This is a genomic window from Sorangium sp. So ce836, assembly GCF_028553905.1.
Classification (GTDB): domain Bacteria; phylum Myxococcota_A; class Polyangia; order Polyangiales; family Polyangiaceae; genus Sorangium; species Sorangium cellulosum_D.
The window spans coordinates 8534020-8545930 of the sequence record NZ_CP102233.1 but is presented as its reverse complement, the minus strand read 5'-3'; the positions used below and the strand labels follow the sequence as shown (position 1 = coordinate 8545930).

Annotated in this window: 10 protein-coding genes and 1 pseudogene; 4 read left to right on the top strand and 7 right to left on the bottom strand. The window is 72.1% G+C overall.

From position 1 onward, the window contains the following. Window positions 1–59 precede the first annotated feature (59 nt). Entirely contained in the window at window positions 60–1142 is a 1083-nt protein-coding gene (locus tag NQZ70_RS30835) for a phosphotransferase family protein (RefSeq protein ID WP_129577416.1), read from the bottom strand. A 49-nt stretch (window positions 1143–1191) separates the two neighbouring features. On the opposite strand from NQZ70_RS30835, the gene NQZ70_RS30830 reads away from it, so the two are divergent. Further along, window positions 1192–2391 (top strand): acyl-CoA dehydrogenase family protein, encoded by a 1200-nt coding sequence (locus NQZ70_RS30830; RefSeq protein ID WP_129577415.1) that lies wholly within the window; start codon window positions 1192–1194, stop codon window positions 2389–2391. Window positions 2392–2488: 97 nt separating this feature from the next. Here NQZ70_RS30830 and NQZ70_RS30825 read toward each other — a convergent pair whose 3' ends face one another. Beyond that, entirely contained in the window at window positions 2489–3349 is an 861-nt protein-coding gene (locus NQZ70_RS30825) for an N-acyl homoserine lactonase family protein (protein ID WP_237244199.1), read from the bottom strand. A gap of 55 nt (window positions 3350–3404) precedes the next feature. Continuing rightward, the gene (locus NQZ70_RS30820) at window positions 3405–4469 is read right to left on the bottom strand and encodes an AraC family transcriptional regulator (RefSeq protein WP_237244198.1); all 1065 of its coding nucleotides are present in this window, start codon (window positions 4467–4469) and stop codon (window positions 3405–3407) included. On the opposite strand from NQZ70_RS30820, the pseudogene NQZ70_RS53505 reads away from it, so the two are divergent. The 3 genes and pseudogenes from NQZ70_RS53505 to NQZ70_RS30800 all read left to right on the top strand — a co-directional run bounded on the left by NQZ70_RS53505 (window position 4468) and on the right by NQZ70_RS30800 (window position 6603). Then, window positions 4468–5393 (top strand): annotated as a pseudogene (locus NQZ70_RS53505) (zinc-binding dehydrogenase). The gene NQZ70_RS30820 and the pseudogene NQZ70_RS53505 overlap by 2 nt on opposite strands. Continuing rightward, entirely contained in the window at window positions 5390–5914 is a 525-nt protein-coding gene (locus NQZ70_RS30805; protein ID WP_129577413.1) for an SDR family NAD(P)-dependent oxidoreductase, read from the top strand. Before NQZ70_RS53505 ends, NQZ70_RS30805 begins: the two are co-directional and overlap by 4 nt. Before the next feature lie 254 nt (window positions 5915–6168). Further along, entirely contained in the window at window positions 6169–6603 is a 435-nt protein-coding gene (locus NQZ70_RS30800) for a YciI family protein (protein ID WP_129577412.1), read from the top strand. Between the two features lie 154 nt (window positions 6604–6757). On the opposite strand, the gene NQZ70_RS30795 is transcribed toward NQZ70_RS30800, so the two are convergent. From NQZ70_RS30795 to NQZ70_RS30780, 4 genes are all read right to left on the bottom strand, one after another. Beyond that, window positions 6758–8410, bottom strand: a complete 1653-nt coding sequence (locus NQZ70_RS30795; protein WP_257792730.1) for a glycoside hydrolase family 5 protein — start codon at window positions 8408–8410, stop codon at window positions 6758–6760. A 270-nt stretch (window positions 8411–8680) separates the two neighbouring features. Then, complete coding sequence (locus NQZ70_RS30790) at window positions 8681–8878, bottom strand: hypothetical protein (protein WP_129577411.1); 198 nt, start codon at window positions 8876–8878, stop codon at window positions 8681–8683. Next, complete coding sequence (locus NQZ70_RS30785) at window positions 8875–9849, bottom strand: GAF domain-containing protein (protein WP_129577410.1); 975 nt, start codon at window positions 9847–9849, stop codon at window positions 8875–8877. Before NQZ70_RS30785 ends, NQZ70_RS30790 begins: the two co-directional genes overlap by 4 nt. Window positions 9850–10063: 214 nt before the next feature. Continuing rightward, window positions 10064–11635 (bottom strand): PAS domain-containing protein, encoded by a 1572-nt coding sequence (locus tag NQZ70_RS30780; protein WP_129577409.1) that lies wholly within the window; start codon window positions 11633–11635, stop codon window positions 10064–10066. Between the last annotated feature and the right edge of the window lie 276 nt (window positions 11636–11911).

Below are 11911 nucleotides of genomic sequence, written 5' to 3'. Positions count from 1 at the left end.
ACAATGGCAGCGTCGCAGGGCGTGTCGACGAGAGCGCCGTCGTACGACCCGTAGCCGCACTACCGCGGAGAGAGCCCCGCGATCCCGCAGGCGAGCTCGGAGAGCACCGTCACGGCCGCGCCGTACCGGTCGGCGTCCTCGGAGCTGGCGTTGCCCTGGAGGCTCCGCCTGTAGACGCCTTGGGCGATGGCGGCGAGGCGGAAGACGCCGAACGCCATGAAGTACGGCCACGCCTCGATGCCGTCTCGACCCGAGAGCGCGCAGTAGGAGGCGACCATCTCGTCCTCGGTCGGGATCCCGAGCGAGGCGACATCGACCCCGGCGAGCCCGCCGCGGCCGGGGAGGTTGATGCGGTAACCCATGCAGGCATACGCGAGGTCGCTCACCGGATGTCCGAGCGTCGAGAGCTCCCAGTCGAGCGTCGCGACGACCTCGTGCGGAGGACCGGATGAAAAGACCAGGTTGTCGATCCGGTAGTCGCCGTGCACGAGCGTCGTCTCGTCGTTCGCCGGGACGTTCGCGGCCAGCCAGCGCATGAGCGCCTCCATCGCCGGGACCTCGCCCGTGCGCGAGGCCTGGTATTGCTTCGACCAGCGGTCGACCTGCCGCGCGACGAACCCGCCCACCTTGCCATAGTCCGCGAGCCCCACGGCGGCGCGGTCGACGCGGTGGAGGGCCGCGAGGACACGGATGTAGTCTGCATAGATCGCGCGGCGCTCTCCGGCGGTCGCGACCTCGGGCAACGTCGGATCCCAGAAGATCCGCCCGGGGGCGTACCGCATGACGAAGAACGGCGTGCCGATCACCGAGGCGTCCTCGCAGAGCGCGAGCGCGTCGGGAACGGGCACCTCCGTGTCGCGGAGCGCGCGCATGACCCGGTACTCGCGCTCGACGGCGTGCGCGGACGGAAGGAGCTGGCCGGGCGGCTTCTTTCGCACGACGAGCTCGAGATCGCCGCCGTGCCCGCCGGCGACGCCCACCCAGTAGGTCGGGTTCGACTGGCCGCCTTTGAACTGGGCGACGGTCACCGCGCCTCCCGCGCAGCCTTCGACGTGCTCGGCGAGCCAGCGACCGAGGGCCGCATCGTCGATCCGGTGCGCCTCGCGGGGCGCTCGGGTGTTGGTCGGCGGCGTAAGGGCCATCGCGCGTCCGACCCTATCACGCGGCCCTCCGGCTTCCTATACTGCCGCCGTGACGATCTCCTTCGATCTGCCCCCCGAGCTGGCCGAGCTCCGCGGCCGCGTGCGCGCGTTCGTCGACGCGCACGTCCTCCCGAACGAGCGCGCGATCCTCGAGGAGGATCGCGCTGGGCGGAAGGACACGCTGACGGCGCTCCGCGATCGCGCGCGCGCCGAGGGGCTCTTCGTGCCGCACCTGCCCGTGGAGCACGGCGGGCTGGGGCTCGGCGTCATGGGCATGTGCGCGCTCTTTCGCGAGATGGGCCGCTCTCCGCTCGGCGCGGCCTGCTTCAACTGCGACGCGCCGGATCAGGGCAACATGGATCTCCTGCTCAAGGCGGCCTCGCCCGCGATCCGGGCGAAGTACCTCGCGCCGCTCGCGCGGGCCGAGATCACGAGCGGCTTCGCGATGACCGAGCCCGCCCCCGGCGCCGGCGCCGATCCGTCGAACCTGCGCACGACGGCGACCCGGGTCGACGGCGGGTGGGTGATCGAAGGACACAAGTGGTACACGACCGGCGGCGGCGACGCGGCGTTCCTCATCGTGATGGCGCGGACGTCGGACGATCCGCGCACGGGCGCGACGATGTTCGTGGTCGATCGCCACGCCGAGGGCGTCGAGCACGTGCGCGACATCCCCGTGATGAGCCCGCCGATGCTCGCGCACCGCGAGGCCGAGCTCCGCTTCCACGCGGTGCGCGTCGGCGACGACGCGGTCCTCGGCGGCGTCGGCGAGGGGTTCCTCCTCGCGCAGCGGCGCCTCGTGCCGGCGCGCCTCACGCACTGCATGCGCTGGCTCGGCTGGGCCGACCGCGCGCTCGCGATGTGCCGCGACTACGTCCTCACGCGGGAGAGCTTCGGCAAGACGCTCGCTCACCACCAGATGATCCAGAAGAAGCTCGCCGACGCGGCGTCCGGCATCCACGCCGGTAACCTGATGACGCTGCACTGCGCGGCGCTGCTCGAGCAAGGCAAGGAGAAGGAGGCGCGCCCCTACGCCTCGATGGCGAAGAACCACGTCGCGCGCCTGCTCTGCCAGGTGCTCGACGACGCGATCCAGATGCACGGCTCGCTCGGCTACAGCGAGGACATGCCGTTCTCGCTCTGGTATCGATTCGCCCGGTCCGCGCGCATCGCCGACGGCCCGGACGAGGTCCACGATGTCGTCGTCGCCCGCGACTTCCTGCGAGGCGCGTTGACGACGCTGATCTGAGGGGAGTCCCCGAGCGCCTTTCGCCCTCGGCGCCGGCGGGCGAGCGCTCGGCACAGAGACGTGCGCGGGCGCGCGGCCCTCCGGCGACGTGGGATGGTCAATCGAGGAAGGCAGGGAACCGAGGGAGCGCCGCGAGGTCGTCGGGCTCGTGCTGCACCACGAAGCGGGCGTGGGCGGCGCCGATCAGCGCGTCGAGGCGCTCCATCGAGCGGACGGACTCCTCGCGATCGGTGTTGAAGGGAGGCACCCGGCGGTGCTGCCAGTTGCCGTGGGTATGGCAGACATCGCCCGAGATGACGAGCGTCCCCGCGCGCCGGAGCCGGAGGACGAGGCTCTGGTGGCCCGGCGTGTGCCCGGGCGTCGGCACGATCCTCACGGCGCCGTCGCCGAAGATGTCCGCCTCACCGTCGAGCAGCTGCAGCTTCGCGCTGCGGTAGGCCGAGAAGAGCTGTGGCTCGACGGTCGGCGGCGGCGGGGTCGCGGTAGCCCACTCGAGCTCGCGGCGGTTCAGGATCCACGTCGACGAGGGGAACAGGTTGGCGTTTCCCGCGTGATCGACGTGCAGGTGCGAGAAGGCCACGTATTGCACGTCGGCGGGCGAGAGGTTCAGCGCCTTCAGGTGCTCGCGCAGCGGCGTGTCGACGCGGAAACGGAAGCCGGTACGCTCATGCACGACACCTCCCTTCGTCTCGGCGACAGTGTCGCTGATCCCGGTGTCCCACAGCAAGGTGCCGCGAGGGTGCCGGATGACATAGCACGACGCGACGAGCTCCCTGGCCCGGGGCTCGTCCCCGAAGGCGCTCATGTCCGCGATCTCGGCCCGACCGCAGTCGAGCGCGTAGAGCCGCACGTCCGTGGGGGGCTCCGGCCCTGGCTGCGGCGGGGGCGCCTTGGCGCCGGTGGCGCACGCGGGGAGGAGCACGAGGAACAGCGCGATCAACCACCTTTCAAGAGACATTGTGACTCTCCTCACGCCCGCTGCAGCGCGGGCCGTCGTGTCGTTCGTGTCAGCTTCATCGGGGAGCCCTGGCGCGCGAGGCCCGGGAGCCGTCGTCGCGACCTTGCCGGCGCAGGGCGCTCGGCGGCACGCCCGAGAATCGTTTGAAGGCGCGGCTGAAGGCCGCCTCGGAGTCGTAGCCGAGCCGCACGGCCGCCTCGGCGACGGTCACGCGGTCGTCGCGCAGCCAGCCGCTCGCGACGTGCATGCGAAAGCGCGCGAGGTAGCGCGCCGGCGGCACGCCGACCAGCGCCGCGAACCGCTCCGAGAAGATCGAGCGCGACATCTTCGCGACGTCCGCGAGCGACTCGACCGACCACGGGTCGCCGGGGCGCTGGTGGATCGCGGCGAGCGCACGGCCGATCTGGGGATCTCGTATCGCGGCGAGCCAGCCGTCCGCGTCCTCTTTGCGGGACTCGACCCACGCGCGGACGACCCTCGTGATCACCACGTCGGCGAGGCGCGTCATCACCGTGGCGGCGCCGACGCGGCGCTTGAGCACCTCGTCGGCCATGGCGTCGAGGAGCACGGGCAACACCCCGTCTTCTGCGCCGCCGCCGCGCACGAGGAGCAGCGGGGGCATCAGCTGGAGGAGCGGGTGCACGGCGGGCTGGGCGAAGGTGACGCTGCAACACACGAGGATCGTCCGCGCGCCGGCGCCGCCGGCGCGCATCGCGTAGGCCCGGTCGCCGATCTCCTCGAGCGGCATCTCGTCGAGCGGCGTCACGCGCCCGCGCGCCCTGTCCGCGATCGCGTGGCCGGTCCCGTGCGGCAGGAGGGCGACGTCGCCGGCGTGGAGCAGGATCCAGCCGCGCTTCGGCGCGCGCAGCCAGCAGTCGCCGGAGACCACGAAGTGGAACCGCGCCTGCGCCACCGGCGGGAGATCGATGCCCCAGGGGCGCGTCAGCTCGCAGCGGCCGTAGGTGCCGTCCGAGAGCCGGAGGTCCTGGAGGACCTCGCTCAGCGCGTCGCGGGAGAGCGCCGCTCCGCCGGACGAACGGGCATGCATCGGCGACAAAGTAGCATGGAACGGCCGCGAGGGCGGCACCACGATGCAGGCCAGGAGGCATGAAGACACCATGCGTGCACTCGTCTATGACCCCAGCCAGCCACGTGGCCTTCGCTTCGCGGAGGTGCCGCCGCCGGATCCGGCGCCCTCGCAGGCGCTCGTCGAGGTCCACGCGGTATCGCTGAACTTCGGAGAGGTGGCGTTCCTCGGCGAGATGCGCAATCCCGGCGAGGTGCCGGGGTGGGACGCCGCGGGCGTGGTCGTCCGCGCCGCGAAGGACGGCTCGGGGCCGAAGGAGGGGACGCGCGTCGCGTCGTTCGGTCGGAGCGGGGCGTGGGCCGAGCTCCGCGCGGTCGACACGTCGGAGCTCGGCGTGGTGCCGGACGCGGTCGACCTCGGCTCGGCCAGCACGGTGCCGGTGGCGGGCGTCACGGCGCTGCGCGCGCTGCGCGCCCTCGGGCCGGTCGTGGGGCGCCGCGTGCTCGTCACGGGCGCCTCGGGGGCGTGGGCCGCTATGCCGTCCAGCTCGCGCGCCGCGCCGGCGCGCACGTCGTGGCTGCGGTGGGGAGCGCGGCGCGCGCCGAGGGGCTGCGCGCGCTCGGCGCCGACGAGATCGTGGTCGACCTGGCGGAGGTGACGGAGCCTGTCTTCGGCGTGCTCGAGAACGTCGGCGGCGCGCAGCTCGCCAAGGCGCTGAGCCTCGTCGAGCGCGGCGGCTCGGTGCAGAGCATCGGCATGGCGTCGCGCGAGCCCAGCACCATCGATTTCGAGCAGGAGCGGCGGCGCGCGGGGAACAGGCGCGTCGAGATCTTCGTCGTGGGCGCCGGCTTCGGGCCCGACATCGCGTACCTCGCCTCGCTGCTCGAGCGCGGAGCGCTGGATCCGCAGATCGGGTTTCGCGGCGGCTGGGAGCGCGCGCCGGAGGCGGCAGCGGCGCTGCTCGAACGGCGGGTCGCGGGCAAGGCGGTGCTGGAGATCCGGAGGGAAGGACGATGAGCGAGCTATCGAATCAGACGGTGGTGGTCGTCGGCGCGAGCTCGGGGATCGGGCTCGCGGCGGCGCGGGCGGCGGCGTCGCGGGGCGCCCACGTGGTCATGCTCAGCCGATCGCAGCCGAGGCTCGACGAGGCGGCGGAGAGCGTCGTCGGGACGAGGCGCGCCGTGGCCATGGACATGCTGGATCCTGGCGTGGTCGATCGCGTGATCGGGTCGATCGGGTCGGTGGATCACCTCGTGCTCACCGCGGTTGCGGACGAGCTCGCGAGCCGTGCGCCGAGAGGCGCGATGACCGGCGAGCAGGTCGAGCGCAGCTTCGACAAGCTGCGCGGGTTCGTGAACGTCCTGCGGGCTGCGGCGCCGCGCCTCCGCGAGCGCGGCTCGGTCACGCTCGTGGCCGGCGCGTCGGCGGTGAAGCCGCCGCGCGAGGGGTTCTCGGTGCTGGCGGCGGCGAGCGGGGCGATCCTGAGCTTCGGAAAGGTGAGGTGGCCGACCCGGGTTGAGGTGGCCGACCCGGGTTGAGGTGGCCGACCCGGGTTGAGGTGGCCGGAGCCGACCCGGGTTGAGGTGGCCGGAGTTGGCCGCGACCCGACCCAGGTTGAGGCAGCCGACAGTGTCGTTGTAAAGTTCTTGCGTATCGCCATTCTGTCGGCGCCGAACAAAACCTCGTCCGCCCTGTCGATCGCGCGCCCTCCGGTTCGTCGTGACGGCAGTGGCAGGGCTCAGCCGGTCGAGATCGGCCGGGCGCCCGCGTCCCATCGGAAGGAGACACGACGATGCGATTCATCATCACCGCAGCACCAGGGACCCACGACACCAAGGCGGAGACGGATGGGCCTCCGGACGAAGCGCTCTTCGCCGCGTACATGAAATACAACGAGGAAATGATGAAGGCCGGCGTGCTGATCGCCTCCGAGGGGCTCAATCCCGGCGGAGCCCGCGCCCGCGTCGGGATCTCCGGGGGGAAGCGCGCCGTCCTCGACGGGCCCTTCGTCGAGACGAAGGAGCTGGTCGGCGGCTTCTACCTGATCGAGGTGAGCTCCAAGGAGGAGGCGATCGAATGGGCCTTGCGCTGCCCTGTCGGGCTCGGGAGCGACGAGGTGCTCACGATCCAGCAAATGACCGAGCTCTCGGACATCCCCCCGCGGTTCAGGGAGATCATCGCCGACGTGGCGCCGACCTGGAGCGCATCGTTCTCGAGGGCGCGGTAGGCCCAGCGGCCGCACCCTCGCTCACGCGGACGTCGCCCCGAGCGCGCCCCGTGAGCTCCTGCGCCCGCCGGCCATCGGCCGCCGGGCGAACAGCATCAGCACGGCCACGAGCGGAGCTCGCCCCCCGGAGAGACGCTCCGCTCCGCCACCCGGGTCAAGGCGCCCGGAGCTTCTCCTTGACCCACCGCCCCGACTCGGTCAGCTGCCCATCCGACCACGGGCCGCCCGTGCTCGCCCCGGGCCTCAGCGCAGCGCAGGACTCGTTCTTGTCGACGATGGACCAGTTGAGCCAGCTGATCTGGTGGCTGTTCAAAAAGTCGAGCCACCGCTGCGCCTCGCCGAGATCCAGCGAGCCCCTGCCCGTGGATTCGCAGGTGCCCCACTCGGTCACGAACAGCGGGAGGCCCGCGGCCAGCGCGTTCGACGCCTTGGTGCGCAGCGCATCTCGATGCGTGGTCGCATAGAAGTGCAGCGTATAAGCGACGTTGTCGTCGCTCGTGATCCGGTTCCCGGCGGCCACGTCCACGTCCTGCGACCAGGTCGGCGTCCCCACGATCACGAGGTTGTCGGAGCCGGCGGTGCGGATCACGCCGATCACCTCCTCCGCATACGACTTCACCTCTGCCCAGCTCTCGTTGTCCGGCTCGTTGAAGATCTCGAAGATCACCGCGGGCTCGTCGCCGTACTCCGCGGCCATCTCCCGGAAGAAGCGCTTCGCTGCGTCCTTGTTCCGGATCGCGTCGTGATCGTGCCAGTCGATGATCACGTAGATCCCTTTGGCGATGGCGGCGTTGACGATCGCTCGGACCTTGTTCTTCTCCGCGTCGGGGTTGTGGACGTAGCCGAGCCCCGACGTGCTGGCGGCCATCGCGGCGCGGACGATGGTCACATCCCAGTCGTCCACGAGCGTGTTGACCGCGGAGGCGTTGTAGAACTTCTCTCCCTCCCAGATGCTCCAGAACATGCTCATGCCCTTGAGCTGGAGCGCTTCCCCGTACTCGTCGACGACGCGGTTACCCATCACCTTCAGGCGGCCGTGCCGCTCGACCGGCGTTCCCGTGGCGGGGCCCGTCCCGGTCGACGTCGTCGAGGTCACGGCGCTCGAGGTGGACGTCACGCTCGACGTGGACGCGTCGCCGCCGCCCATGCCGCCGGCGCCGCCGCCCGAGGAGGCCGACGCGGAGGTCACGGCCGACGTCGACGAATCGCCGCCGCCCATGCCGCCGGCGCCGCCTGCGCCGCCGCCCGAGGAGGCCGACGCGGAGGTCACGGCCGATGTCGACGAATCGCCGCTGCCCGAGGAGGCCGACGTGGACGCGGAGGTGGATGCGTCGCCGCCGCCGGCGCCGCCGGAGCCGCTGCCCGAGGTAGCTGTCGTGGACGCGGAGGTGGAAGCGTCGCCGCCGCCAGCGCCGCCAGCTCCGCCGGCGCCGCCGCCCGAGGAGGCCGATGTGGACGCGGCGGTGGAAGCGTCGCCGCCGCCGCCGCCAGTGCCGCCGCCCGAGGAGGCCGACGCAGACGCGTCGCCGCCGGTGCCGCCAGCGCCGCCGTCGCCGCCGGTGCCGCCGTCGCCGCCCGTACCGCCCATACCGTTCCCCGAGGAGGCTGACGTGGACGCCGAGGTCGACGTCGACACGCCGCCGCCGGCCCCCGAGGACGTCGACGCCGTCGAGTTACCGCCCCCTGAGGCCGAGTCCCCCAACGAGCCATCACAGCCGAGCAGCATCATCGCCGGCAACGCAAGATGCAGAAAGCCCCGCGTCCACCGCGGCCCAGCAAACAACCCAGTCGTCACATCGTGGCTCATGGTCCTCTCCAAGGAAGGCATCTCGACCGATGCGCCCGGCATCGAGCAAGGGACATCAAGCAGGCGCACCAGCGACGAAGAATGGCTTCGCTGCATAGCAGGACCGCCCCGAAGGGTGAAGGCGAAAGTAGGAGATTCGTCGACTCAGTCGCACAGGTCGCACAGGTCGCACAGGTCGCACAGGTCGCACAGGTCGCACAGGTCGCACAGGCTTCCCACGCTCGGTCCCCGCGCGCTGCCCGGCCCTTCGCGGCACGAGCGCCCGCGGCCCTACGCGCGGCGGAGGATCTCCTCCAGCGCGTGCTCCAGCCGCCGCTCGATCTCGGGGTCGTCGAGCGCGGGCGTGATCTCCTCGGGCACCACGCGCGCGCGCATGATGATCCGCGCATAGATGAACGCGCTGCGCGCGCTCGGAGCGTCCTTGTCGCCGAGACATGAACGGAGCAGCTGGTACGCTCGGCCCTTCACCGCACCTCCGTTGCCCGGGCGCGCTCGACCGTGGCGATGATCCGGCGAACCGCGGCGGACGCGGTCTCGTGCGCCGCGAACGCGTCCCGCACGACGTGCGCCGCCTTGGCGGCGACCCCCCCGCCGAGCGTGCCCTGCAGCACGCCCTCGGCCAGCCGGACGAGCGGGCCGACCTCGACCATGTCCCGCGCCAGCGAGCGCGTCGCCAGGGCGATCTCCGAGGCCGTCTCGGCCGGGAACGAGCGCGAAAGCAGCAGCGCGTCCTCGGCCAGCTCCGTCGCGATCGCGAACATGTCCCGATAGCAGTCGACCGCCGCGCGCAGGTCGTCCGGGCTCAGCGCCGCCGGCGGCGCCTCCGGCAGCGTCGCCGCGGCGCTCTGCGCCTCGGCGAGCACCGGAGCGATCGCCCCGAGCGCGTGCTCCAGCAGGCGCGCGGTCTGTTCGAACCGCGCGAGCCGCTCCTTCACGGTCCGGCTCGGCGGCGGCGCGTCGCTCTCCAGCGCCTCGAGCCGCGCGCCGACCTCGGCGGCGAGCTGCTCCAGGCCATCGATCACGCGCGGCCCGAACCCGCGGGGCACGACGTCGAGCACGCAGAACGAGCCGACCACGTGCCGGCGCACCCGGATGGGCACCCCGGCGTAGGCGCGGATGCCATACCGCTCGACGAGCTCCTTGGGCACGCGCTCGTCCAGCATCGCGTCCTCGACGACGAGCGGCGCCTCGTGGCGGACCACGAGCTGACAGAACGAGTTGCTCCGCGAGGTCGCGCAGCTCACGCACAGCTCCGGCGGCAGGCCGCGGTGCGCGCGGAACAGCTGGATGTGGCGGACGATCAAGCTCACCAGCGCCATCGGCGCCTGCGCGAGCTCGGCCGCACGCTCGACGCAGGTGTCGAGGATGGCGTCCGCGTCGTCGCGCAGCAGCACCTGGTGCAGCTCGGCGAGGCGCGCGGGATCGTTCAAATCGGCCATGAAGAGGTGCTCTTGCCGGGGCGAGAGGGCAGATTCTGGCTCGAGCGGCGGCAGGAAGCAGCCGCGCCTTTCGCGCAGCTTACCGCAACCGAGCGCCGGGGGCCGCACCCACGGGGCCGCGACCGGCGAGCTCAACCGATGTGCGCTCCAGGAGGCGTGACGCGCCGCCGATCCTCCGGGTCGCCCGGGCCTCGCGCGCGGGGCGGGCCACGGCTCACGCGCGCGCCCGGACGACCGAGACGCCGAGCTGGCCGAGCACGTGGCGGAGCGCGGCGCGCAGCGCGCCGAACGTGCGCAGCTCGCCGAGCTCGACGCCGAGGCCCACCAGCGTCCTGCTCACCGCCGGCGAGATGCCGGAGAGCGCGCACGTGGTCCCGAGCAGGCGCGCGGCCCGCACCAGCTTGAGCAGGTGGTTCGCGGTCGCCGTGTCCACGACGTCGACCCCGGTGAGATCCACGATGGCGAACCGCGCCCGGTTCGCGCTGACCGCCTCGAGGAGCGCGGTCATCATCTCGGCCGCGCGGACGCTGTCGACCACGCCGATGACCGGCATCGTGAGCACCCCGTCCCAGATCTCGATGATGGGCGTCACCAGGGCCTGGATGGTCCGCCGCTGGCGCTCGATGAGGTGCCGCTGCTCCTTCAGCGCCAGCTCGTGCCGCTGCCGCTCCCGCTCGGCCGTGATGTCGGCCTGGATGGCCACGAAGCTCGTCACCTGGCCCGACGCGTCGCGCACCGGGGTGAGCGCCATGCGCATCCAGGCGCGCGCGCCGCCGTCGCGCTCCGCCGGGAACTCGACCGAGACCTCCCGGCGCTCGGCGACCGCGCGCGCGAGCTGCTCGGCCGCGGCCGCGTCGGCGATGCCGCCCACGAGCCGCAGGAACGAGGCGCCCAGGAGCTCGCCCACCGGCCGCCCGGACAGGCGCGCGAAGGCGGCGTTCACGTACGTGACGGGCAGCTCCTCGGGGGCGCTCGCCGCGACGAGGATGCCCTGGGAGGCCGCGCCGATCGCCTGCGCCAGGAGCTCCCGGTCCCGCTCGACGCGCCGGCCGTCCGTGATGTCCCGCGAGACGCCGACCGTGCCGATCACCTGGCCTCCCTCGCCCCGCAGGGCCGATTTGACCGTGGTCAGCGTCCGGATCGCGCCGTCGTGGCGCGCGGCCGGCTCCTCGTCGATGACCAGCCGGTTGCCGGTCTCGAACACGTACAGGTCGTCTCTCACGTACTGCTGCGTGAAGTCCGGCTCGCTGCGCGGAGCGTCGATGATGCCGTGGAGCTCGGCGTTGGTCATGCCGTAGAGCTCGCGGAACGCCTTGTTGGCCCACAGCACCCTCGACCTCGGGCCCTTCACGAGGACCATGTCGTCGATGGCGTCGAGGATCTGTTGATACACCTCCTCCGCGAGGAGCGGCCCGGCCGCGCGGCGCGGCCTGCCGGTGATGTCCTCGAAGACACCGTACGCCAGGTCGCCTCGATCGTACGTCGAGGCGCGCAGGGAGAGCAGGCGCGTCGCGCCGTCGCTGCCGAGCACGCGACACTCGAGATCCGCCGTCGAGGGGCCGGGGAAGAGGCCGCCGAGCGTCGAGCGCACCTGCGCGCGATCGGTCTCGACCACGATCTCGTCGAGCGGCTTGCCGGTGAGATCCAGAGAGGACCGGCCGAGCGCCCGCGCGCACGCCGCGTTCCACTTCACCAGGCGGCCCTCGGCCGTCACGACGCAGAAGGGGTGCTGGCAAGCCTCGAAGAACAACTCGAAAGAAGGCTGCGCGGTCGGTTGCGTGTTCATAGACCTCGCTCGCTGGGGAGACTCACCCACAGCGCTGTGCTGTAGAGCTGCGCATCGATCTCCACAGGCCCCCCTGGGCTCGACGCGCCTGTCTCTGTTTATACCAGCTGGCCCCGTTTCGATAGAGCCATGGGGAACGTCGGAAGATACGTTCTCGCCATTATCGCCGATCAGTTCCTGACGTAACGTGCGGGCGCGCGCTGCACGGGGGGGCGCGCTCGTGCGCGAGCGCGGGGGGTGGGGGCAGGGGGCCTAGCTCTTCGTGCGCCTCCAGGC